Genomic DNA, 23045 nt, shown 5'->3' on the forward strand with positions numbered 1-23045 from the left:
GTTACGAGGTACGAGTCGCGCGTGACGAAAAACCGGACAATCGAGACGGGGTTGTCCGGTTTTCGGAACTCGCCACTTTCAACTCGCGGCTAGAAGTACTGGAAATACAACCCGACAAACACACACGCCCCGGCCCAGTGGTTATTGAGAAAAGCGTGGAAGCTGGGCCAGCGTTCCCGGTAACGGATCAGGCTGTGCTGGAACAGGAAACTCAGGGACATGCCGGCCAGACCCAGGAACCAGGGCCAGGAAAAGTCCAGCCGTTGCCCCACCATGATCAGGGCCAGCAGAGTCAGCCCCTGGAGGATGGCGATCATCAAGCGGTCCGCATCGCCGAACAGGATGGCGGTGCTCTTGATGCCCAGTTTCAGGTCGTCTTCCCGGTCGCACATGGCGTATTCGGTGTCGTAGGCCACGGTCCACACCAGGTTGGCCACGTAAAGCAGCCAGGCGATTTCCGGCACGGCACCGGTTTCGGCGGCAAAGGCCATGGGAATGGCCCAGCTGAAGGCGGCGCCGAGAAACAGTTGCGGCATAAAGGTGAAGCGCTTGGTAAAGGGGTACAGCACCGCCAGCCCCAGCCCGCCGAAGGACAGCCAGAACGTCAGTTCATTGAGAAACAGCACCAGCACAAAGGCCAGCAGCCCCAGCCCGCAAAACAACGCCAGGGCTTTCTTGGCGCTGATAGCACCGGTGGCCAGCGGACGGCCTTTGGTGCGTTCCACATCGCCGTCGAAATCCCGGTCGGCAAAGTCGTTAATCACGCAGCCAGCGGCACGCATGATGATCACCCCGAGAATGAAGATCACCACGGTCTTCAGGCTGGGCGTACCGTTCCCGGCAATCCACACCGCCCACAGGGTCGGCCACAACAGCAACAAGGTGCCGATGGGGCGGTCCAGCCGCATCAACTGAATGTAGGGCCAGAGCGACGGGTAGCGTTGTTCAACGAAGGCAAACATGGGACATCCGGTTGTCAGGGGCGGGGGTAAGTTTCAAGTTGAAAGTGGAAAGTTTCAAGGCGCGAATCGAATGGGTAGCCAATCGAGATCGCCGATAACGCGCCGCCGCGCAAGAAGAGATCATGAATCGCGGCCCGCATGGTTTGGCGGTAGCGTGATCTTACCGGTCGTTGCTTCAGAAGGCGTCAAGTATGCTTGACATTCGAACAAGAGGTTCCTAGGATTTTATGTAAAGCTCGCTTTACATATCAGGGTCTTTACAATGTGGAATACAAAACGATATCTAACTGAATTTGGCCTGAGCATGGCGCTATATATGGCCGCGCTGTTCTTTAGCATTTATTTCCTTGTGCATTATCCAGATGCCTCCTGGATTGTCTGGGTGTCCTTGTTGCCAGTGCTGCCAGCGATATTGGCAACCGTATCCGTCCTTAGAGCGCTTAGACGGCTTGATGAGCTTCAGCAGCGAATACAGCTGATGAGCTTTGCTATCAGTTTTGCCATTGTTGGTCTTGTGACCTTTACCTATGGCTTTCTTGAAAATGTCGGCTTCCCGCATATCCCTTATGTATGGATTTTCCCTTTCATGATAGCTGTGTGGGGTTTATCTATGCCCTTTGTCGCGAGATCTTATCGATGAGGAATACATTACGAGAGTTAAGGTCGAAAGAAGGTATGTCGCAGGCAGAGATAGCCAAAATACTGAAGGTGTCACGCCAAACCATTAACTCAATTGAAAAAGGCAAGTACGACCCAAGCTTGCCTCTAGCGTTCAGGATAGCCGGCCATTTTGGTTTGAAAATAGAAGAGATCTTCGTTCCGGATTGAGGCAAATCGCGCATTCGGTTATTGGCGGCGGAGATGAGTTCCCGCCTGCAAGCTGCAAATCTAAAGGCATGAATCAGGCGAGTAGCCAACCGAAATCACCGGAGCCGCGCCGCCGCTGTGAGCGCTCCAAAAATAGAAGCGCGGCGATAACCTTGCCGTTTAACCAAGGCTCTTGCCCGCGCCTTGCAACTTTCAACTCGCAACTTTCAACTGAACCTTCTCCCACAGCGCCGGCAGGAAGTATTCTGCCACCAGCAACGGTTCACCGCGTTTGATAAAACGGGACTGGCGCCCCCAGCACACTGGCATGGCTTCTGCAGGGCTACCAAAGCGGGCCCAGACCTGGTCGCGCTGGCAGGTGGGGCGTTTGTACAGTTCCAGGCCCAGGGAGCGGCTGCCCATATGGCCCAGGGAGCGATTGGCACCGGTCAGACTGGTCAGGGGGAGTACGCTGCGGGCGGCCACCACCGGGGTGTCGTCCAGCAGCAGGGTCACTTCGCGGATTAGCGCCGCCCGCCGGGGGGCCAGGTTCAGCAGTTGCCGTTCGTCGGCGCGGGGAAAGCTGATGGCGTGGTAGCCCGGCGCTACCCGGAACTGGCCGTGACGCTTCAGGCGCAGGGTCAGGGAGGCGGGATCCGCCATCCAGTCACGGATACGCGGCGGCAGCACCAGCTGTTCCAGCGGGCGCCAAAGGCTGTCAGGATGCAGGGCGGCAGGCAGCATGGGTCTCTCAACGTCGCAGGCCGCAGGACTATGGCGCAAGCGGTGACTCAGGGCAAGTCGGCGGTCAGCCTGTGTGCAGGCGCTTGCCTGCAAGGGATAATGGCGCTGGGCCCGGTCGATGGACCCCGGCGCCGTGCTTTGCCAGCGCCCAATGTCATTGATTTTTCGGGCGTGCGCCGATAGGTTAACGCCCCCCGAGAAACACCCTGTATGTAGCAGAGTAAGCAAGTACTTACTCCAAATCGACGAGGTTCACGATGAAGAAGTGGGAATGCGTAGTGTGCGGTTTCATCTATGACGAAGCCGAAGGTCTGCCCGATGAGGGTATTGCCCCGGGTACCGCCTGGGATGACGTGCCGGAAGACTGGGTTTGCCCGGATTGCGGCGTGGGCAAGGAAGACTTCGAAATGGTGGAAATCTGAGCCACTGCTACGGTCATTCTGCCCGTTCACTGATTAATTAAGGACTGTTCATGCAACCTATCGTCATCATCGGTTCCGGCCTTGCCGGCTTCAACACCGTCAAGGAATTCCGCAAGCTGGACAAGGACACGCCCATCGTCATGCTCACCAGTGACGACGGCCGTAACTATTCCAAGCCCATGCTGTCCGCCGGTTTTACCAAGGAAAAAACCGCTGATGACCTGTGCATGGCCACGCCGGAGAAGGTTGCCGAGCAGTTCAATGTGGAAGTGCGCACCGATGTGCACGTGGCAGAGATCGATCCTTCCGGCAAGCGCGTGCTGCTGCCGGACGACCACCTGGACTACAGCAAGCTGGTGCTGGCCCTGGGCGCGGATACCTGGACGCCGCCGCTGGAAGGCGATGCCGTGGGCGACGTGTTCTCCGTCAATGACTTGATGGATTACGGCAAATTCCGCACTGCCCTGCAGGGCGCCAAGAAAGTCACCATCCTCGGTGGGGGTCTGATTGGCTGTGAGTTTGCCAATGACCTGTCCAACGGTGGCTATGCGGTGACCCTGGTGGAACCCCAGGGCCGTTGTCTGCCGCTGTTGCTGCCGGAACCGGCCTCTGCCGCCGTGGGTCGTGGCCTGGCGGATCTGGGCGTGACCTTCCACTTTGGCCCCCTGGCCCAGGCGGTGAATCACGGCGACAACAACCAGCTGGTCACCGAGCTGTCCGACGGCACGCGCATTGAATCCGATGTGGTGCTGTCCGCCATCGGCCTGCGCCCGCGCATCGCCCTGGCCAAGGAGGCCGGCCTGGCTATCAACCGTGGCATCATCACTGACAAGACCCTCAAGACCAGCGCTGAAGACATCTACGCCCTGGGTGATTGCGCCGAGGTCCAGGGCCATGTGCTGCCCTATGTGTTGCCGCTGATGGCCTCCGCCCGTGCCCTGGCCAAGACCCTGGCCGGCGAAACCACGGCGGTGAGCTATGGCGTCATGCCGGTCACCATCAAGACCCCGGCCTGCCCGGTGGTGGTGTGTCCGCCTGCAGATGCAGAGAATGGCGAGTGGGAAATCCAGGAAGACGGCAACAACGTTCAGGCCCTGTTCCGCGGCAAGGACGGCAGCCTGCAGGGTTATGCCCTCACCGGTGATGCGGTGAAAGAGAAGATGAAGCTCAACAAGGAACTGCCGCCGTTGATGCCGTAACGACGGCCCGCCGCAGGAGCCATGCTTGCATGGCGAACCGCCCAGGTAGCGCTCCTGCCATCGGCCACCCAACAAAGGAACGCCCATGAAATTTGCACTGGTTTTGCTGGTCCTTGGCTGGCGTTTGCGCTGGTTGGCCTGGCGTAATGCGGGTTTTCGCAAACAACTGGAAAACCGCAACGTGATAATGCAGTGGCGGACCTTCAAGGGTAAGCCGGCGCGCAGTTTTCATTTCACGCCAGGCAAGGTGGTGTCCTCCGGTGGCCTGCACGACAAGCCCACGGTCACCCTGAACTTCAAGGACGCCAGCTACGCCTTCCGCACTCTGCAGGTGGCGGGCAAGAACCAGATGGCCTTCATGGAAGGCATGCAGGCCGGCGACATCAAGATCGAAGGCGATCCGGGGCAGCTCATGTGGTTCATGACCCTGATGAAATTCATCATGCCGGGTGGCAAGAAAAAATAGCTCTCCCGGTTCTTCCTGCAAATGTCTCACTGCACGCCCCGGATTCGGGGCGTGTTCGTGTCTGGCCCTCCGCTTCCGTTTTCCCTTTGGTAAATTCGGGTCATCCCGTAGGCTGGTGAAATATTCAGGTTGCTAACCAAGACAGGGAATGGCGATGAAGAAACTGAAAAACGAAAAGGAACTGGTCAAGAAAGCCATTGCACTGGGGGTGGATTACGCGGAGAAGCGCGGTGTGGTGGAATTCGAACCCACCGATTCTGCGGCGGAGAAACTGGAGTACATCTACCGGCTGCTGGTGCACGACAAGGTGATTCAGCCGTTGCCGGAGGACCAGGTATCTCAGCCCTCCATTCAGCACAAACTCGCGATCTGGGCTTCCAAGCAGACATAACCGGTATCGCTTGTTGCTTGCCGGTCTGTTATAAAAATCCTTGAACTCGAGCCTGTGGGCAAGTTCCCGCGCTCGATGGAATTGCCCCTCTTCAAAAGGACCTGATATGCGACGCATCGCCCTGTTGGCCATTGCCAGTATCGTTTTGCTACTGACCGCCTGTGCGACAACCACGGAAACCCATTCCACCTGGCAAACCAAAACCGGAGAATCCCACCCGACCTTCCGGCATATGTATGTGCTGGTGCTGGCGGATGACCCGGCGGTTGCTGCCACGGCAGAACAGCAGGTGCGCAAGAGCCTGAATCATCGGGCCGTGGAAGCCACGCTGGCCAGTGAGACCCTGGGCGAGCGAGAGAGCGAACGGGAGGCGTACCGTGCCCAGGTAGAGGCGGCCGTGAAGGCCAGCGGTGTCGATGGCGTCATGGTGGTGTCGTTGCTGAAAGTGGAAGAACGCTCCGAGTATGTCCCGCCCCAGGTGGACTATGTGCCCGTGCCCTCTGCCCCCATGTATCTGGGCTACGGCCCCTATGTGGGCCACAGTTACGGTGCCATTTATCAGCCCGGCTATTACCACAATGCCAAGGACTATTACCTGCAGACCCAGGTCTACAGCGTGGAGCGCAAGCGCCCGGTGTGGCAGGCCCAGTCGCGCAGCATGAATCCGGATAGTCTGAAGAACGGCGCCAAGGGCTATGCCAAGAGCATTGTCTCGCAGCTGGACAAGGATGGTGCCCTGAAGCGCTAGCCGTTATGCCAGAGAGGGCACAGAGCCCGCGCAACCCCCTCCGCTCTGTGCCCTATCCCGCCAGCCGTTTTTTCAGCACCCAGCCCATCAATATCCCTCGCCCCGCCATAAAGCCGTTCATGGCCAGCCACAGGCCGTGGTTCTCCCAGCCCAGGGTTAACGCCCAGAGCACAAAGAAAATCCCCACTGCCAGCAACATGGTGTTGCGCATGGCCGCGCCCCAGGTGGCGCCCACGAAGATGCCGTCCAGCCAGAAGCCGGCACTGGCGGTGAGGGGTAACAGCAACATCCAGGGCAGATAGGTAATGGCTGTGTCGCGGATGCCGGGCAGGTCAGTGAGCAGATGAATCAGTGGCACACCGCCGAGACTGAACGCGATCAGCCCGAGGGCCGCACAGGCCACGGTCCAGCGGCCGGTGGCGCCAATCGCCTGGCGCAAGGCCTGTCGATCATGTCGGCCATGGGCGTCTCCCACCAACGCTTCCGCCGCATTGGCAAAGCCGTCCAGCAGGTTGCTGAGCAGCAACAGAAAGGTGATCAGTACCGCATTGGCGGCCAGCACCGCATCCCCCAGGCGGGCGCCCTGGGCGGTGAAGAAAAAGAAGGTGCTGAGCAGGGCCAGACTGCGCAGAAAGATATCCCGGTTCACCGCCATCAGCGCCAGCATGGCCGCCGGCTGCCACAACCGTTCCTGTCGCGCCGGTGGTCGCAGGGCGGCGCGCAGCCAGAACAGACCGCCGGCCAGGCCCACGTATTCCGCCGTGGCACTGGCGATGGCAACGCCGCGCACATCCAGATGCCAGACCTGTACCAGCAGCACGTCCAGCAGGGCATTGGTGCTGTGCATCAGCACCGTCATCTTCAATGGCACCCGGGTATTGTGGGTGCCAATGGCAAAACCGATCAGGGCAAAATTGGCCAGCGCCGCCGGGGCGCCCAGAATGCGGATGTTGATGTAGTCCCCGGCCAGCTTCTGTACCTCGTCGCTGCCGCCCAGCAGCCACAGCCCGGATTCCCGCAGCAGCGGCGACAGGGCAATCAGCCCCAGCCCAAGCACGGTGGACAGCAACAGGGCGCGCAGCAATACCACCCGGGTATCCTTCTCGCCACCCCGCGCCTGGGAGGCAAAGCCGGTGGTGCCCATGCGCAGGAAATTGAAGGAGAAATACAGGAACATGAAGACATTGCCACCCAGCGCCACCGCCGCCAGATAGCGGGGATGGTCCAGATGCCCCACCACGGCGGTGTCCACCAGCCCCAGCAACGGCGCCGTCAGATTGGACAGCAACAGCGGCCAGGCCAGCATCCAGATGCGGCGGTTAATCGATAAGCTCACTCAGCCCTCTTCAACAATCCTTCTACGGAGCCGCTGTAGGAGCGCCTCTCGAGGCGCGAACCGCGTGTAAACGCGGAAATCGCCCGCAGGGCGATCAGGCATCCCGGGGCTCGACAGGTTTGGATAGAAACCCGATCCCCCGCTATTGCTCGGGTTCGCACCTCAAGCGGTGCTCCTGCAGAGAGAAACCGTCAGGCCGGTTTCCGCAGCAACGTCAGCACAAACAAACTGCTGGCGGCGACCACGATGGAGGGTCCCACCGGTGTATTGGCAAACCAGCTCACCGCCAGCCCGGCCAACACTGCCAGGGTGCCCAGCACGCTGGCCACCGCCGCCATCTGCGCCGGGGTATGGGTGAGCCGGCGGGCGCTGGCGGCGGGGATCACCAGCAGGGAGGTGATCAACAATACCCCCACGGTGCGGATGGCACCGGCGATCAACAGGGCCAGCAACAACATCAGCAGCAGCCGGGTGCGCTGTACTGCCACCCCTTCCACCTGGGCCAGTTCCTCGCTGACGGTGATGCTCAGCAGGGCCCGCCACTGCCACAGCATCAGCAACAGAATCAGGATGGCACCGGCCCACAGGGCCAGGGCATCCTGCCAGCCCACCGCCAGCAGGTCGCCGAACAGATAGGCAAACAGGTCCACCTGGATACCCTGCTGCAGGCTGATGGCGATCACCCCCAGGGCCAGGGTGGTGTGGGCGACAATGCCCAGCAGGGTATCGCTGGCCAGTTTCTGTTGATGCTGCAGGGCGGTGAGGGCAGCGGCCAGGCCCAGGCATACGGCCACCACAGCCAGGTACAGACTGATATCCAGCGCCAGCCCCAGGGCCGCCCCCAGCAGCGCGCCGTGGGCCAGGGTGTCGCCAAAGAAGGCCATGCGCCGCCAGACCACAAAGGCCCCCATGGGCCCGGACACCAGGGCCACGGCCAGGCCGGCGAACAGCGGCGGCAACAGCAGCTCAATCATGGTGGCAATTCCCGTCGTGTTGGTGGCCCGGTTGGGCGTCGCCATGCAGATCATGGTCGTGGTCATGATCGTGGGTGTAGAGCGCCAGGTTGGGGGTGCCGGCGCCGGGCCCGAACAACTCGTGGTAGGCCGGGTCCCGGCTCACGGATTCCGGGCTGCCGGAGCAGCACACATGGCGCTGCAGGCAGATCACTTCGTCGGTGGCGGCCATCACCAGATGCAAGTCGTGGGAAATCAGCAGGATGGCGCAGCCCAAGTCATCGCGGACCGATTTGAGCAGCCCATAGAGCGCATTCTGCCCGGCCACGTCCACCCCCTGGGCCGGTTCGTCCAGCACCAGCAGGTCCGGCTTGCGCAGCAGGGCCCGGGCCAGCAGCACCCGCTGCATCTCGCCGCCGGACAGCTGTTGTACCGCGCGGCGGCGCAGGTGGGCCACCCCGGCCTGCTCCAGGGCTGCCCGCCGGGCGGAGGTGGGACCGGGAGCGGCCAGCCACAGGAAGCGGTCCACGGTCAGCGGCAGGCTGTCGTCGATCTTGATGTGCTGGGGCATATAGCCCACCCGCAGGCCCTTGCGCCGGGTCACCGAGCCGCTGGACGGCGTCACCAGCCCCAGCACCACCCGCGCCAGGGTACTTTTGCCGGCGCCATTGGGGCCGATCAGGGTGGTGATGCGCCCGGGAGCCAGGGTCAGGCTCACCCCGGACAGCACGCTGTTGCCACCCAGGGTGACTGACACCGCCTGCACATTGACCAGAGGATCCGACATAGCAAAAGGGCCCGAAGAACAAAGGCGCAATGATATACTGCCGGCCTTTCGCCTGCACTTTGGGTTCAGTTGAAAGTTCAAAGTTGAAAGTTGAAACGCGCGGATAAAGCCATAGCCACTCGAAACGGGCCGTGCCCGCGCTTCACTGTCTCGACGGAAAACGCGGGCACGGCCTGGAAACCACGATCGCACTTCCCGCGCTTTTCAACTTTGAACTTTCAACTCGCTAAACGAGGAAATGATGCGCAGTGTGTGGTTGGTAACGTTGATGATGCTCAGTGCCCAGGCAGTGAGCCAGACCCTGGTGGCCAGTGTGGAGCCGTTGGCCAAGGTGCTGCGCGGCCTCTATGGCGACCAGGTGGAGGTGGTGACCCTGTTGCAGGCCAACCAGAACCCGCATCAGCTGGCCCTGTCCCCCCGCCAGGCCATGCTGGTGCAGCAGGCGGATCTGCTGGTGTGGCTGGGCGAGGCGGTGGAAGCGCCGCTGGCTCCCCTGGTGGCCCGCCGGCAGGGTCCGACCCTGAGCCTGCTGGCCCTGGAAGGCGTCCATCGCCGGGAAGGGGGGGAGGATCATGACCATGGACATCAACATGCCGACCACGCCGATGCCACTCTGGATCCGCACCTGTGGCTGTCACTGGACAACATGATGCGACTGGCCGGAGCGCTGGCGCAGCAATACCCGCAGGGGCTGAAAGCCGGAGAACCGGCACGCTGGCAGCAACAGGCCAAAGAGCGCCATGCCCGGCACCGGCAGGCGCTGGTCGGGCTGGAGGGAGTGTCCTGGCTGAGCTACCACCAGCCCTGGGGGTATCTCACCGAAACCCTGGGGCTGGCGGAGCCGCTGGTGGTGTCAAAGCAACTGGATGCGGGACCCGGTAGCCGGCGTTTTGTGGCGCTGGCCGGCGAGATTCGCGAGCAGCAGGTCCGCTGCGCCATCCTTGAGCCGGAAGCCCGCGCCGCCATGGTCTCCCGGCTGTGTCCGGATTGCCGGGTGCAGCCTCTGGACCCGCTGGGCCGGGACTACCCGGAACTGGATTATCTGAGCTGGCGGGATCGGCTGGTGGAAGGTTTCAGGGCGTGTCTGCAGGCGGGAGCGGGCTGAAGCTACGAGCTCCGCTCGCTGGATAAGAAAAGGTTGGAAGGTTCCCAAGGCTTCGGCATTTCTTACGAAGCCGCTGTAGGAGTACCTCTTGAGGTGCGAACCTTGCGAAGCAAGGAAATCGCCCGAAGGGCGATCAGGCATTTCAGCACTCGACAGGTTTCAGAAAGAATGGCTGTAAGATTGATCTTTGTCGCCTCGCTAAGCGCGGTTCGCATGTCGCAGATCCCCTGCGGGGGCAAGCATGGCTCCTACAAAAGACTGCCAACCCTCGCAGCTGCTAAAGCTCCCGAATCGGAATCAACGTGGGTGGCGGTGGCGGAGGGGTGTTGTCGCGCAGCGCTGGAGGGCGGACAGATTCGGCCTGGCGCTGACGCAGCTCCTGTTGCTCGTCTTCCAGATACCGGGTGTCCGGGCTGACCGCATTCATGCCCCGGCTTTCATCGCTAGTATCCAGTTCCCGGGGGGACTCCAGATACATGGCCTCCAGCTCCTTGCCATCCAGCGGCTGGGCGGGAACCGGCTCGCGGGTTTGCGGCGCATCATCGTCCGGCGGCGCGGAGTCGGGCAGTTGTTCCGCCGCCAGGCTCAGGGCCGGGGCCATTAACAGGGCAATCATTATTTTTTTCATATCCCGATCATAGCGCTCCCGCAGGCCCGGGGGAACTGGCGGATTCGCACCACCCGGTGTCAAGGCGGGTCAATAATTCCCCGTTGGGCTCAGGGCCATTGAGGCGGCACCGGAAAACGGTATGCTGGAGCGCTTAATCTGAAACGGGTGCAGGGCCTGAATGGCACAGCAAAGCAAACCTATCGCAATGGCCTGCTGGGATTTGTCCTGGCTGCTGGACCGTGACAGCCGTCACGGGGCCTTTGCGTCGCTGGAAAAAGTGCTCGATGAAACCCAGCAACGGGGTTTCAATGCCTTGCGCCTGGATCCGTGCCCGCACCTGATTGCCCGCCCCGAGAACGGTGTCCATCTGGACCGCTGTGAATTGCAGGCGCCCGGGTGTGAGCCGGTGGAAGTGAAAATCCGCCACAGCCTGCAGAAACTGCTGCAGTCTGCCCACGAGCGCGGCCTGAAGGTCTGGTTCAGCAGCCGTTTTGTGGATGACAGCCGCGCGCGCCGTTCCTTTGTGCGACGGCCGGAAGACTTCGTCGCGGTGTGGAGCGATACCCTGTCCCTGGTGCAGGAATGGGGCTACCTGGAGGATGTGGCCGGGGTGGATTTCTGCCACCAGTTCCCCGCCCTGCCCTACGCCCACGGCGTCACCCGTCGGGTGTTCAACCGGTCGCCGGACCGGCCCCTGCCGCCGCGTTGGTCCGCCAGCGCCGCCGAACGCATTGAGGAGTATCTGCTGGATATTCCCCGCGCTCTGCATGCCCTGTTCCCCGGGGTGCCCATCGGCCTGAGCACCACCACCCAGATCAGCGAGCAGTTGCGGCAGCTGGATACCAGTGAGCTGGATTTTCTCGATTTCAGCCTGTGGCTGGATGATGATCCGCGCTATCGACTGGCCAGCGGCGAGGCGGTGCCCATGACCGGCCTGGCCCGACGCCTGGCCAGCCCGGTGAAGCAGCTTCTGCTGGATGCCGGCGGCATGCACTGGCAGCGGCGCATGGAAGACCAGTTACAGCGGCGTATGGCTTTTACCCGTCTGCGGCGTCTGCAGCCGGTGATCGGTGAGGGCTTTGTTCGCCAGCCCCGCCATCTGCGCCGCCTGCCCACCGGCTGGGCGGACCTGCACGAAATGATGGTGGTCAGCGCCCTTACCCAGGGGGTGGAATCCATGACGCCCACCTCCCTGGCCTGCCCGGCCTATGAGTGGCTGTGGCGGGAAGAGGAGTACCTGGCGCACCTGAATCATCTGATTCTGTCCGGCTCGGAGTAATCCCCCGCCCTCTATTCTCACCACAGAGCTCACAGAGAACACAGAGTGAATGTAGGAGCGTCGCTGGCGGCGCGATTCACCCAGGTTCGAGTTACGAGGAGCGAGTTCCGAAAAGCGAAAAGCGTTTTTACTACAGAGGGCAGAGAGTTCACTGAGGGAAACATTACGTTATCTATCTGCGCTCAGTGCCCCTGCCGGCAGGGCACTGGCGGTGTGAAAAGTCGGGGGGTGGTTGTGATTGTCGAAACCCGCTCCTCGGAACTCGCTCCTGGCCTCTTACCCCGCCAACGCCGCAATCCGCCACTGAAAAATCCGCGCAAACTCTTCCGGGTCCTTGCTGCCCTGCCCTTCGCTGTGCTCGGACACCGGGCCGGCCAGTCGCGACAACCAGAAGCGCAGGGCCGCCACCGCCAGCGCCTCCAGCAACAGGCTGTCATCCACCTGCCCGCCGGACTCCCGGTAGCCCGCCAGCAGCGCTTGCTCCCGCTCTGCCACCGGCTTGCCATTGCGATCCACACACCAGTCGTTGAGCGTTACCGCCAGATCGTATTCCGGGTAATCCAGGCAGGCGTTGTAGAAGTCCAGCAGGGCGCTGATGCGACCCTGTTGCCACAGCAGGTTGTCGCGGAACAGGTCGCCGTGGATCAGGGTGGTGCCGGTGGGTCGTGCCTGCCAGTCACTCAGCAGTGCCCTGGCCCCCTCGCGGTGGTCGTCTGGCAGCTGGTCCAGGTGGCTAGCCAGTGTCTCCAGCCGTTGACGTTCGCCGGGCAGGGCCCGCAGGGAGCCGGTATCACATTGATGCAGTTGGGCGAGCAGCGCGCCCACCTGTCGGCAACGGTCCAGATCCACGGCAAAATCATGCTCCCCGGGCAGGCGCGGCATCAGCACCGCCGGTTTGCCGGCCACCGTGATCTGGTCCTGGCCGCCATGATCCGTCAGCGGGGCGGGCACCGGCAGACCCTGTTCAGCCAGGTGCGCCAGCAGCACCAGATAAGGGGCGAGAGCCGCGTGGGTCAGGGTTTCGAAAACCGTCAGCACCAGTGGGGCAGGTTGCTGGTGGCGATCCTCTGCCTCAATCAGGAAGGTGCTGTTCTCGATGCCATGGCTGGCCGCCCGGAATGCCAGTAGTCGGTAGCCGTAACCGTCCAGAACGGCGGCAAGCTGACGGTGACTGAGCGGCGTATAAACGGACATGGGATTCCTTGTCGGCAAAAAGGCCGCAGATGACCGGACTCTGCGGGCGAGCAATGGTATAACAGGCGCTGATAACAATAACGACGCATCTCCAACAATAACAAAAGGATGACTTGCCATGCGTTACGGGATTCTGTTTTTCGGGTTACTGTTTGCTGCCGCCAGCCAGGCGGACGGGGTGGCGCACTATCAGGACCAGCGTTTCGGCTACGTGGCCGGCAATCTGATGAACATCACCCTGGACTATGACAACCGCGAGCTGACTCCCACCGGGGTGGGGGTGCGTCTGGGGGGCATGATCGACCCGTACTGGGGGGTGGAGCTGCGTGCTGCCGTGGCGCCTTCCGGCGATACCTGGCGGGCCGAGAACAGCCGCAACAAGGTGGATTACACCGTGGATCATATCGGCGCCTTGCTGGCCACCGGCCGGTTGCCGTTCCAGTCACCGGTCACGCTGCCCGTGCTGGATGCCTACGTGGACGAATTTTTCGTGCAGGGCTTTGCGGGTATTGCCGATGTGAAGGTGAAAACCAACCGGCGCCGCTGCAACGCGCTGCGCTGCCGGGATGATGTCTCGCGTAATGATGAGACCAGTCTGGCCTTTGGCGCCGGAGTGGGCGTGCGCACCACGTTCAATCTGGGGCTGACCCTCCAGTACATGCAGTACGTGGACAAGGATTACATCACCGTGACCGGCATCGAAGGCGGTCTGGAGTGGTATTTTTAGTAACGTTTCATGCCGACGGCCTGATGCATGAGCGTCATCGACGGCAGATACAAAGAGGACAATCGATGAATCCTGCAGTATTCGAGCGTGGCGCGGTGCGCGCCCTGATGAGCCTGCCCGGTGCGGTGCTGGACAAGCTGTCCGCCGGCCTGGAAACCCACAGTCGCTCCCATCTGGATTCCCGCCTGCGCTTCCTGCTGGCGCTCAGCGCCGCCAAGCCGACGCTGGATAGCGGTACCGTGGAACAGGCCCGCCGCCTGTACCGGGATGTCATCAATCTGCTGGATGTGGCGCCGGTGTCATTGCCTGTGGTGGTCGATCACCAGGTGCCGCGGGACGATGGCAGCTCGATGCGGGTGCGGCGTTATCGTCCGGCCCTGGCGCCACGGGTGGCGCCGGCAATCCTGTTCATGCACGGTGGCGGCTTTACCGTGGGTGGCGTGGACGAGTACGACCGCCTGTGCCGCTACATTGCCGACCGCACCAATGCGGTGGTGTTGAGTGTGGATTACCGGTTGTCCCCGGAGCATCCCTCTCCGGCGGCGGCGGAGGATTGCCTGGCCGCCTGGCGCTGGTTGCTCGACAACACCGCCGCCATGGGGCTGGACCCGCAGCGGCTGGCGGTGATGGGCGACAGTGCCGGCGGCAACCTGAGCGCCGTGGTCTGCCAGCAGGCCAAACAGGCCGGCCTGCCCCTGCCTGCCCTGCAAGTGCTGATCTATCCCACCACCGACGGGGCCCTCAAGCACCCCTCGGTGCAGACCCTGGGCCAGGGCTTCGGCCTGGATATGGCCTTGCTGACCTGGTTTCGCAGCCAGTTTATTCAGGATCCGGCGATGATGGAGGACTACCGCGTGTCGCCCCTGCGCAACCCGGACCTGTCCGATCTGCCCCCCGCCATCCTGATCACCGCCACCGATCCCCTGCGGGATGAAGGGCTGGAATATGGGGAGAAGTTGCGGGCAGCGGGGGTGGATGTCACTGCCCTGGATTACCCGCAACTGGTCCACGGCTTTCTCACCATGGGCGGCGTTATTCCTGCGGCACGCAAGGCGGTCAATGCCATCTGCGACGCCACTGTCCAGCGGTTGTGATTCAGCTACAAGCTACAAGCCGCAAGCTACAACGCGATAAGGAACAGTGCATTCACGAACCATAGAGGCCGCGACCACACATTGGACGCGGCCTCTATCCTTGAAGATACAGAAAGAGGCGATCCGCGTTGCAGCTTGCGGCTTGTAGCTTGCAGCTGCGTCTCAGAACTCCCCCACAAACTGATTATAAAACTGCCGCGCCGTGCGCCCGGAGCGTACGCCTTTCTCCATGGAAAACCGCCGGGCGCGCACGTGCAATTGATCGCGGTCTTTCACCTCGCCAAACAGGTGATCGACGATCTCGAAATACTGCGGTTCGCTGATCGGGTAAAAACTCAACGCCAGCCCGAAACGATCCGAAAGGGAAATCTTTTCCTCCACCGCATCACCGTGATGAATCTCCCGGCCCACCACCTGGCTCTGTTCATTGTCCTTCATGTATTCCGGCACCAGATGGCGACGATTGCTGGTGGCGTACAGGCGCACATTCTCCGGCGGCAATTCCAGGGAGCCTTCCAGCACACTTTTCAGATGCTTGTACTGATGTTCTCCGTCCTCGAACGACAGGTCATCGCAGTAGACGATAAAGCGCTGACTGCGTTCGCGGATATCATCAACGATATCCGGCAGATCCTGCAGGTCGTCCTTGTCCACCTCGATCACCCGCAACCCCCGCGGCGCAAACTCGTTCAGCAACGCCTTGACGATGGAGGACTTGCCGGTGCCCCGGCTGCCCCACAGCAGCACATGGTTGCAGGGGTCGCCGCGCAGAAACCGTTCCGTGTTCTGCAGGATCTTCGCCTTCTGGGTATCGATGCCGAGCAGATCCTCCAACCGTACCGGATCCGGTCGGCTCACCGGTCGCAGGGTGCCGGAACGGCCCCGCCAGATCGCGGCAGGAATGTTGCGCCAGTCGATGTTGGACGCCATGGAAGCCTCGTGAGAAAAAGTGGGAAAGCAATGATGCCGCCAGGAAAATAACGAAGCCTGACAAACCGGTCTTTCGTTGGAGCCTTGCTTGCAAGGCGAAGAGGCGGCTGTTCTGAAAGGATTCGCCTTGCAAGCAAGGCTCCAACGGTGAAAGTCTAACAAAAGTTTTTCCTCTGGAGCATGCGTGGCCGCTGAACTTTCACTATGCTTGAATCTCCAATGCATGGTCCTCGACGACTATTTCAGGAGATCGTCAATGAAAGCTGTTGCCCTGGTTGTGCCCGCCTTTGCCTTGCTGGCCACCGCCTGCGCCACCCAGTACGACACGGACTACCCGGCCGGGCTGCCGGAAAGCACCACCGCCTGCCCGGAAGATCCGCCCCAGGCCTGCACCATGGATTACCGCCCGGCCTTCGGCTATGACGAGCAAGGGGGCATCCTCGGCGAGTACGGCAATGCCTGCGGAGCCTGTGCCACTGACGGGGTGAAATACACCTCCCCCAAACAGCTGCCGCAACCGGCCGCTGCCCCGGACGACAAATAACCTCGAGGTCGCCCCTTGCCCAAGGCCCTGACCCTGCTGCTGGATTTTGACGACCAGTACCGTCGTGATGTGCAACAGAGCCACGCCTTTCTGCACCGCCGCGATCGCCGTTTTGCCCAGCAGCAGGAAGACCAGAAACAACCGCTCACCGTGCCCGCCTGGCTGGCGGCTCTGCATGCCCTGAACGGCCAGCGCCGTGAAGCCGGCGCCGACCCGCGCCTGCGTCACTGGCGCCAGGCCCGCTGGGTGTTTGCCGGCTTGGGAGCCCTGCTGGGGGCGGGTTTCATGCTGGGTCTGCTCTGGTATGACGGCAGCCGGCAGATCAACCTGACCCTGCTGATCGGCCTGGTGGCCCTGCAACTGCTGCTGGCCCTGTTCACCAGCCTGCAGGCCTGGCTGGGCTGGCAGCCCTGGGGCAGCCTGCTGGGGGCGCGCCAGGGGGAGGATCCTCTGGCCGCCCTGCGCCCGGCCCTGTGTGCCCGCATCGCCCACACCGGGGGGTTGCTGTTTGCCATCAGTGGTCTGCTGACCTTGCTGGCCCTGGTGGTGGTGCAGGATCTGGCCTTCGGCTGGAGTACGACACTGCAGACCTCCGCCGACGGCTATCACCGGATGGTGGCGGCCCTGGCTCAGCCCTGGCAGAGCCTGTGGCCCGCAGCGGTCCCCTCGGCGGAGCTGGTAAGCGCATCCCAGTTCTACCGGCTTGCGGACACTCCGGCGGATAACCCGGCCTTGCTGGGGACCTGGTGGCCCTTCGTTCTGATGCTGTGGCTGGTGTATGTGCTGTTGCCCCGGCTGGTGTTGCTGATGCTGGCGGCCCTGCAGCTCCGCTGGCAGGCCGGCCGGGCCCTGCGCGCCCACCCTGGCTGGCAGGGGCTGTTCTATCGCTTCGAGACGCCCTGGGTGGAGACCCGTGGCCAGGAAGACAGCCAGCCCGCCCCGGCGGCGGCCAAAACGGACCTGTCGCCCCTGCCGGACAGTGCCACCCTGATCCACTGGGCCGGCGCCGCCATGGACGCCCCCGGCCTGTTGCCCCGCCTCAGCCGCGATCCGGGGCCGCTGCAGTGCCGTGCCGGGGGCAACAATTCCCTGGAAGAGGATGCCCGGGTGCTGGAACAGACCGGTGCCCGCAATCAGCCGGTGATCCTGGTTACCCGGGGCTGGGAGCCACCCACCGGGGAACTCAGCGATTTCATTGTCGATGCCCGCGATCACTGGCCCGCCGCCACCCTGCTGGCCCTGGTGCCGCTGGCGGATGAGCAGGGCACCGCGCTCACCGATGCCGGGCTGCTGGCCCAGTGGCAACGCTTCGTGGATCGTCAGGGCGACAGCCATCTGTTGCTGTGCGCCCCCCGGGAACAGGATCAACCATGAACGAAACGGCCCAACAACTGCCCCGCTTTGCCGTGGTTGGCCACCCCAACAAGGGCAAGTCCAGCGTGGTGGCCACCCTGGCCCAGAACGATTCCATTGCCATCGCCATGGAGCCGGGCACCACCCGCGACAGCCACCGTTACCCCATGAAGGTGGATGACACGACCCTCTACGAGCTGATCGACACTCCCGGGTTCCAGCGTCCCCGCAAGGTACTGGCCTGGTTGCAGGGGCACAGCCTGTCCGCCTCCGATCGCCCGGAAACCGTGGCCGCCTTCGTCACCCAGCATGGGGATGACCCGCGCTATCACGATGAATGCCAGTTGCTGGCTCCCATCGTGGACGGTGCGGGGATCATCTATGTGGTGGACGGCTCGGTACCCTACAACCGCGAACACGAAGCGGAAATGAACATCCTGCGCTGGACCGGCCGCCCCAGCCTGGCGCTGATCAACCAGATCGGCAGCGACGATCACAGTGCTGACTGGGAAGCGGCCCTGGGCCAGTATTTCCAGATCGTTCGCCGTTTTGACGCGGTGCGCGCCCCCTTCGAAAAGCACCTGGACCTGCTGCGCAGCTTCGGGCAACTGGCGCCGGACTGGCGCGAGCCGCTGGATGCGGCGCTGGAATACCTGCAGGCCCTCAAATTTGGCCGCGACAGCCAGGCCCTGGAACATATCGCCGATGCCCTGATCGACATGCTCGGCCATCAGGAAAGTGCCCGCCTGGGCGAGCACGAACCGGCCAAACCGCTGCTGCCCAAATTGCGCCAGCGGTGGCATCACTGGCAGCGCGAACGGGAGCAGCGCCTGCGCCGGTCGGTGGAAGATCTTTATCAGCACCGTCGCCTGCAACGGCAGGAAAGCGACCTGCTCACCCCGGACGATGGTGACCTGTTCAGTGAGCGCACCCGCCAGCTCTGGGGCATCAGCAAGGCCCAGCTGGCCGCCGCCGGCTTCGGTGCCGGTGCGGTGGGCGGCGCGGGCCTGGATGCGGTGACGCTGGGGCATTCCCTGGGCACCGGCGCGCTGATCGGTGGCCTGCTGGGCGCCGCCGGCAGCTATTACTACAGCGACAAGCTCACCCGCCTGAAACTGGGCCCGCTCAGTGGCGGCTTCCGGGAAGCGGTCTACGGCCCCCTGAAAGACCCCCAGTTCGCCTATGTGGTCCTGGGCCGGGCCCTGGTGCACAGCTACGAGGTCAGCCAGCGCAACCACGCCGGCCGCGACGTGCTGGTGGTCAACGAGGCCGGTGAACACTGGCTAGATCACATGGACCGCAAGGAGCGCCAGCGCCTGCACAAGACCCTGCTATCCCTGGCCAGCCGTAAATTCGAACCGGGCAAACGCCAACGGCTGATCGAGCAGCTGGAACAGGCGCAACAGGCGTTCGGGCAATGGCAGATGGGGCAGTTTGAGGGCAGTGAACAGTTAACAGTGAACAGTTAACAGTGAATAGTTAACAGCAACGCGGTTTGGTGTAGGTGCCAGGTTTAAAGGCCTGAGGCCGCGATCATCTTTGGGCGCGCGGCCTCAGGTGTTAAAGATAAGAAACAGGTGATTCGCGAACTGTTCACTGCTAACTATTCACTATTAACTGCCTTTTTTTGCATTCCACTCAGTCAGCAAAACCGCCCTGGCAGCAGATTTGTGAAGGCTATTCGTTGCCTTGGTCCCGCACTCTGGGCAAGCTAAAACGACCTTGCGAGGACGTGTGATGCTGCCTGAAGAAATCAAACTCAAGCTGGCCCCCTTGTCCCGGAGTGCCTGGCGGCCCCGGACAGGCCCTGCTGTGCCCGGCGCGCGTTCGAAATTCGGGGGCTTGCCCCTGTTGAGGCCCGACGAGTCCTGGCCCTGTTGTGCCCATTGCCATCAGCCCATGCAGTTGTTCGTGCAGCTGGATTCCGGGGATTTGCCGGCGGAGGCGGGTCAGCCGTTCGGTGACGGGGTATTACAGGTGTTCTACTGCACCAACATGGAAGAAGAATGCGAGGTGCTTTGCCAGGCCCATCTGCCCTTCTCCGAAGCCTCACTCACCCGGGTGATTCCCCGGGATCAGACCGGCGGCTTCGACGCCTTGCCGGTGACCATTCCTGATGCCTTCCCCGAACAGTCGCTCACTGGCTGGAGTCGCCACAACGATTTTCCCGATCAGCAGGAAACCGTGGCCATCAATGATGATCTCCCCGACGGCACCCTCGCCCTGCTCCATGCCCACCGCCCTGCCCCGCGGGCCGGCGACAAGCTGCTGGGCTGGCCGCACTGGGTGCAGAATGTGGACTACCCGACCTGCCCCTGTTGCCAGAAAAAAATGCAATTTATCATGCAGCTGGATTCCACCGACACCCTGCCCTTCTGGTTCGGTGATTACGGTTGCGCCTATGTTTTTCAGTGTGAAAATCACCCTGACGTGATGACCATGACCTGGTCAAGCCGCGCCTGATTTTTGAAAATAAAATTAAAAAAATAAATATGGGAAGCGATGCTTGCGTCGCGAATCCAGCAGTATCTGCGAGGCAGTACCGTCAGCTTTTCAAATAACACCCAGCCGAACCATTAAACGACTACCCACCAATTACCGTAGGGTGCACTGAGCCTAAGGCGAACTGCACCGGTCCGGCGTTTGATGGTGCAGTTCGCCTTAGGCTCAGTGCACTCTACATATCCGCTGGCGTGCTAAAGAATGAGTAACCGTCGTGTGTCCTGCGGTTAACGTACTTTATATTCTGGCTCACTATGGCCCTAATGCCCCCGCTCACGACGGTAACGTTGTGGCGAAACGCCCATCACTTTTTTAAACAATCGCGAAAAATAATAGGGGTCATCATAGCCCAGCCGGGCGGCAATCTGCGCCAGGGTGTCGTCGCTGATATCCAGCAGATAGCAGGCATGGCTGACCTTGATGCGTTGAAAGGCCTGCATGGGAGTTTGCCCGGTCTGGCGTTTGTATTCGCGGATAAAGTGGTAGCGCGACAGCGTACTGGTGGCGCTCACCAGCTCGTCCAGATTGAGACGGCGGGTGAGGGCGGTCTGAAGGTAGCTGTTGACCCGGTTGATGTCCAGGGAGGCGTGGCGGGTGGTGTACTGGCGGCGCATCAGGGCCGCAAAGGCCAGCAGGCTGCGCAGCAGGTTGGCAGCGTAGACCAGGTGCTCCGGCTGTACCCGGGTGGCGGCGGCGAGCAGGGCCTGAAATTCCTCTGCCAATCGTGAATGCACCCCTACCGTTACCCGCTGACGCTCCACGCCCTCCCCGGCAATTTCGTCAAAATACCCTGCGACCTCATCCCCCCCTAAATGCACCCAGTAAATACTCCAGGGATCACTGTCGTCCGCCTGATAGCGATGGGGAAGGCCTTCCGGCAGCAGTAACAGATCCCCGGCGGTTACCGCCAATGTCTGGCCCTCGACCTGCAGCTGGCCCTGGCCTGAGACGCAGTAAATCAGCAGATCATCCGCGGGATTCGCCCGGTACATGCGGTGTCCGCTGGCATGGGGGTAGTAGCCGACGCCATGGGGCAGGCAGCCGCGACAGAGTGGGTGCGCCGTCATGGTGGCCAGCACCGCCGGGGGCACCACGGTGCGCTGGCCACTGGCGGGCAGCGGCCAGCGGGAGGTTTCCGCCGGGTGGTTGTCGGGGTCGGTTGAAGAGCTCATAAGCAGCAATATAGTCCATCTTGGATCAAAAGTGGCTATCTCTATCCGCCGGAGGCTGTGCTACAACGTATTCAGAGGTTCCTTATCGCGCAGACTCGCTTCACGCTGGCTCGCCAGCCCAAACAAGAATGGAGACCCCATGGCTCGTCAACTCCCCATGCTGATCAATGGCGAATTCGTCGCCAGCCAGACCGACCAGTGGATACCGGTTACCAATCCGGCCACGCAAGAGGTGCTGTGCGAAGCCCCGGCGGCCACCGCCGGCGAAATGGAGCAGGCCATCGCTTCCGCCAAGGCGGCCTTTGCCGACTGGAAGGAAGTGCCAGTGTCCGAGCGGGCGCGGTTGATGCTGCGTTACCAGGCCCTGCTCAAGGAGCACCAGGAAGAGATTGCCGAGATCCTCAGCCAGGAAACCGGCAAGACCTTCGAGGATGCCAAGGGCGATGTGTGGCGCGGTATCGAAGTGGCCGAGCAGGCCGCCAATATCGCCTCGCTGATGATGGGCGAGACCATGGGCAATGTGGCGCGCAGCATCGACAGCCACTCCTGGACCCAGCCGCTGGGGGTCTGTGCCGGTATCACCCCCTTTAACTTCCCGGCCATGATTCCCCTGTGGATGTTTCCCCTGGCCATCGCCGCCGGTAACACCTTCGTGCTCAAGCCTTCCGAGCAGGATCCCATGACCCCCAACCGGCTGGCGGAGCTGTTCCAGCAAGCCGGTGCGGCGCCGGGTCTGCTTCAGGTGGTCCATGGCGGCAAGGAGCAGGTGGATACCCTGCTGACCCATCCCGATATCAAGGCGGTGTCCTTTGTGGGTTCGGTGCCGGTGGGGCAGCACGTGTACCGCACGGCCACTGAGCATTTGAAACGGGCCCAATGTTTTGCCGGTGCCAAGAACCATATGGTGATCATGCCGGATGCGAAAAAAGAACAGGTGATCAGCAGCCTGGTGGGCTCCTCCTGCGGGGCGGCGGGGCAGCGCTGCATGGCCATCAGTGTGGCGGTGTTCGTGGGCGACTCCAAAGCCTGGATTGATGAGCTGAAAGACGAGTTCGCCAAGATTCGCCCCGGCGCCTGGAACGATCCCGATGCCGCCTACGGCCCGCAGATCAGTCCCCAGGCCAAACAGCGTGTGCTGACCCTGATCAAGCAGGGCAAGGAAGAGGGCGCCAACTGTTTGCTGGATGGTTCCGAGTGCACCGTGGATGGCCTGCCGGATGGCAACTGGGTGGGGCCCACCCTGTTTTCCGGTGTGACCCCGGAGATGTCCATCTACCGGGAAGAAATCTTCGGCCCGGTACTCTGCTGCGTCACCGTGGATACCCTGGAAGAGGCGTTGGAGCTGGTCAACAACAGCCCCTACGGCAACGGCACCTCCATCTTCACCGCCTGCGGCGCCGCGGCGCGCAAATACCAGCATGAAGTGGAAGTGGGGCAGGTGGGTATCAATGTGCCGATTCCGGTGCCGCTGCCGTTCTTCAGCTTTACCGGCTGGAAAGGCTCGTTCTACGGTGACCAGCACGCCTACGGCAAACAGGCCGTGCGCTTCTACACAGAAACCAAGACCGTCACCAGTCGCTGGTTCGATTCCGATATTCCGGCGGCCGGGCCAAACATGAGTATCAATTTGAAGTGACGGGATTCTCCGTAGGAGCGTCGCTGGCGGCGCGATTCCAGCGTCAGGTTATCGCGCCGCCAGCGACGCTCCCGGGGCAGGGTC

25 protein-coding genes are annotated in these 23045 nt (G+C 62.1%); 16 read left to right on the top strand and 9 right to left on the bottom strand.

Going from position 1 to position 23045, the window contains the following annotated elements; translation table 11 throughout:
* Positions 1-89 precede the first annotated feature (89 nt).
* Complete coding sequence (ubiA, locus tag A0251_RS02185) at positions 90-962, bottom strand: 4-hydroxybenzoate octaprenyltransferase (RefSeq protein WP_062815183.1); 873 nt, start codon at positions 960-962, stop codon at positions 90-92.
* A gap of 262 nt (positions 963-1224) precedes the next feature.
* Here ubiA and A0251_RS17325 point away from each other — a divergent pair, with 262 nt between their 5' ends.
* Together A0251_RS17325 and A0251_RS02195 are read left to right on the top strand one after the other, a co-directional pair.
* The gene (locus tag A0251_RS17325) at positions 1225-1602 is read left to right on the top strand and encodes a hypothetical protein (protein ID WP_156478217.1); all 378 of its coding nucleotides are present in this window, start codon (positions 1225-1227) and stop codon (positions 1600-1602) included.
* Complete coding sequence (locus A0251_RS02195; RefSeq protein ID WP_062815488.1) at positions 1599-1790, top strand: helix-turn-helix transcriptional regulator; 192 nt, start codon at positions 1599-1601, stop codon at positions 1788-1790. Before A0251_RS17325 ends, A0251_RS02195 begins: the two co-directional genes overlap by 4 nt.
* A gap of 192 nt (positions 1791-1982) precedes the next feature.
* Here the strand turns inward: A0251_RS02195 and A0251_RS02200 are convergent, their stop codons facing one another.
* Complete coding sequence (locus A0251_RS02200; protein ID WP_062815185.1) at positions 1983-2513, bottom strand: chorismate lyase; 531 nt, start codon at positions 2511-2513, stop codon at positions 1983-1985.
* A 257-nt stretch (positions 2514-2770) separates the two neighbouring features.
* Between A0251_RS02200 and rd the strand changes: the two genes are divergently transcribed.
* The 5 genes from rd to A0251_RS02225 all read left to right on the top strand — a co-directional run bounded on the left by rd (position 2771) and on the right by A0251_RS02225 (position 5739).
* Positions 2771-2935 carry a rubredoxin gene (gene rd, locus A0251_RS02205; RefSeq protein WP_008929914.1) on the top strand — a complete coding sequence of 55 codons (165 nt, stop codon included), beginning with the start codon at positions 2771-2773 and terminating at the stop codon, positions 2933-2935.
* 50 nt (positions 2936-2985) lie between these two features.
* Positions 2986-4134 (top strand): NAD(P)/FAD-dependent oxidoreductase, encoded by a 1149-nt coding sequence (locus tag A0251_RS02210; RefSeq protein WP_062815186.1) that lies wholly within the window; start codon positions 2986-2988, stop codon positions 4132-4134.
* A gap of 85 nt (positions 4135-4219) precedes the next feature.
* Complete coding sequence (locus A0251_RS02215) at positions 4220-4600, top strand: hypothetical protein (protein ID WP_062815187.1); 381 nt, start codon at positions 4220-4222, stop codon at positions 4598-4600.
* Positions 4601-4754: 154 nt separating this feature from the next.
* On the top strand, positions 4755-4991 hold the full coding sequence (locus A0251_RS02220) for a DUF5062 family protein (protein ID WP_062815188.1): 237 nt from the start codon (positions 4755-4757) through the stop codon (positions 4989-4991).
* Positions 4992-5097: 106 nt separating this feature from the next.
* Complete coding sequence (locus A0251_RS02225; RefSeq protein ID WP_062815189.1) at positions 5098-5739, top strand: hypothetical protein; 642 nt, start codon at positions 5098-5100, stop codon at positions 5737-5739.
* Positions 5740-5791: 52 nt separating this feature from the next.
* On the opposite strand, the gene A0251_RS02230 is transcribed toward A0251_RS02225, so the two are convergent.
* From A0251_RS02230 to znuC, 3 genes are all read right to left on the bottom strand, one after another.
* Positions 5792-7075: an MATE family efflux transporter gene (locus A0251_RS02230; RefSeq protein ID WP_082810729.1), complete on the bottom strand. Its 1284-nt coding sequence runs from the start codon at positions 7073-7075 to the stop codon at positions 5792-5794.
* 191 nt (positions 7076-7266) lie between these two features.
* On the bottom strand, positions 7267-8049 hold the full coding sequence (gene znuB / locus A0251_RS02235) for a zinc ABC transporter permease subunit ZnuB (protein ID WP_062815191.1): 783 nt from the start codon (positions 8047-8049) through the stop codon (positions 7267-7269).
* A complete protein-coding gene (znuC, locus tag A0251_RS02240; protein WP_062815192.1) occupies positions 8042-8815 on the bottom strand; it encodes a zinc ABC transporter ATP-binding protein ZnuC in 774 nt (257 codons plus the stop codon). Before znuC ends, znuB begins: the two co-directional genes overlap by 8 nt.
* 241 nt (positions 8816-9056) lie before the next feature.
* On the opposite strand from znuC, the gene A0251_RS02245 reads away from it, so the two are divergent.
* A complete protein-coding gene (locus tag A0251_RS02245; RefSeq protein WP_062815193.1) occupies positions 9057-9920 on the top strand; it encodes a metal ABC transporter substrate-binding protein in 864 nt (287 codons plus the stop codon).
* A gap of 277 nt (positions 9921-10197) precedes the next feature.
* Here A0251_RS02245 and A0251_RS02250 read toward each other — a convergent pair whose 3' ends face one another.
* Positions 10198-10548, bottom strand: a complete 351-nt coding sequence (locus tag A0251_RS02250) for a hypothetical protein (RefSeq protein WP_062815194.1) — start codon at positions 10546-10548, stop codon at positions 10198-10200.
* A 160-nt stretch (positions 10549-10708) separates the two neighbouring features.
* On the opposite strand from A0251_RS02250, the gene A0251_RS02255 reads away from it, so the two are divergent.
* Positions 10709-11809 (top strand): cellulase-like family protein, encoded by a 1101-nt coding sequence (locus A0251_RS02255; RefSeq protein ID WP_062815195.1) that lies wholly within the window; start codon positions 10709-10711, stop codon positions 11807-11809.
* A 276-nt stretch (positions 11810-12085) separates the two neighbouring features.
* Here the strand turns inward: A0251_RS02255 and A0251_RS02260 are convergent, their stop codons facing one another.
* Complete coding sequence (locus tag A0251_RS02260) at positions 12086-13003, bottom strand: homoserine kinase (RefSeq protein WP_062815196.1); 918 nt, start codon at positions 13001-13003, stop codon at positions 12086-12088.
* A gap of 118 nt (positions 13004-13121) precedes the next feature.
* Between A0251_RS02260 and A0251_RS02265 the strand changes: the two genes are divergently transcribed.
* Both A0251_RS02265 and A0251_RS02270 read left to right on the top strand, forming a co-directional pair.
* Positions 13122-13730 (top strand): outer membrane beta-barrel protein, encoded by a 609-nt coding sequence (locus A0251_RS02265; protein WP_062815197.1) that lies wholly within the window; start codon positions 13122-13124, stop codon positions 13728-13730.
* Between the two features lie 65 nt (positions 13731-13795).
* Positions 13796-14824, top strand: coding sequence for an alpha/beta hydrolase (locus tag A0251_RS02270; protein WP_062815198.1), 1029 nt, complete (start codon positions 13796-13798; stop codon positions 14822-14824).
* Positions 14825-14986: 162 nt separating this feature from the next.
* Here the strand turns inward: A0251_RS02270 and A0251_RS02275 are convergent, their stop codons facing one another.
* A complete protein-coding gene (locus tag A0251_RS02275) occupies positions 14987-15754 on the bottom strand; it encodes an ATP-binding protein (RefSeq protein ID WP_062815199.1) in 768 nt (255 codons plus the stop codon).
* 256 nt (positions 15755-16010) lie between these two features.
* On the opposite strand from A0251_RS02275, the gene A0251_RS02280 reads away from it, so the two are divergent.
* The 4 genes from A0251_RS02280 (at position 16011) to A0251_RS02295 (ending at position 20114) form a co-directional block, all read left to right on the top strand.
* Positions 16011-16298, top strand: a complete 288-nt coding sequence (locus tag A0251_RS02280) for a hypothetical protein (protein WP_062815200.1) — start codon at positions 16011-16013, stop codon at positions 16296-16298.
* 15 nt (positions 16299-16313) lie between these two features.
* Positions 16314-17672, top strand: coding sequence for a DUF2868 domain-containing protein (locus A0251_RS02285; protein WP_062815201.1), 1359 nt, complete (start codon positions 16314-16316; stop codon positions 17670-17672).
* On the top strand, positions 17669-19120 hold the full coding sequence (locus A0251_RS02290) for a GTPase/DUF3482 domain-containing protein (RefSeq protein ID WP_062815202.1): 1452 nt from the start codon (positions 17669-17671) through the stop codon (positions 19118-19120). The genes A0251_RS02285 and A0251_RS02290 overlap by 4 nt, the downstream gene beginning before the upstream one ends.
* A 268-nt stretch (positions 19121-19388) precedes the next feature.
* On the top strand, positions 19389-20114 hold the full coding sequence (locus A0251_RS02295; RefSeq protein WP_062815203.1) for a DUF1963 domain-containing protein: 726 nt from the start codon (positions 19389-19391) through the stop codon (positions 20112-20114).
* Positions 20115-20413: 299 nt separating this feature from the next.
* On the opposite strand, the gene A0251_RS02300 is transcribed toward A0251_RS02295, so the two are convergent.
* A complete protein-coding gene (locus A0251_RS02300; protein WP_062815204.1) occupies positions 20414-21325 on the bottom strand; it encodes an AraC family transcriptional regulator in 912 nt (303 codons plus the stop codon).
* Positions 21326-21464: 139 nt separating this feature from the next.
* Here A0251_RS02300 and A0251_RS02305 point away from each other — a divergent pair, with 139 nt between their 5' ends.
* Entirely contained in the window at positions 21465-22961 is a 1497-nt protein-coding gene (locus tag A0251_RS02305) for a CoA-acylating methylmalonate-semialdehyde dehydrogenase (protein ID WP_062815205.1), read from the top strand.
* The last annotated feature ends 84 nt before the right edge of the window (positions 22962-23045 follow it).

Source organism: Alcanivorax sp. NBRC 102024 (genome assembly GCF_001602235.1).
Classification (GTDB): domain Bacteria; phylum Pseudomonadota; class Gammaproteobacteria; order Pseudomonadales; family Alcanivoracaceae; genus Alcanivorax.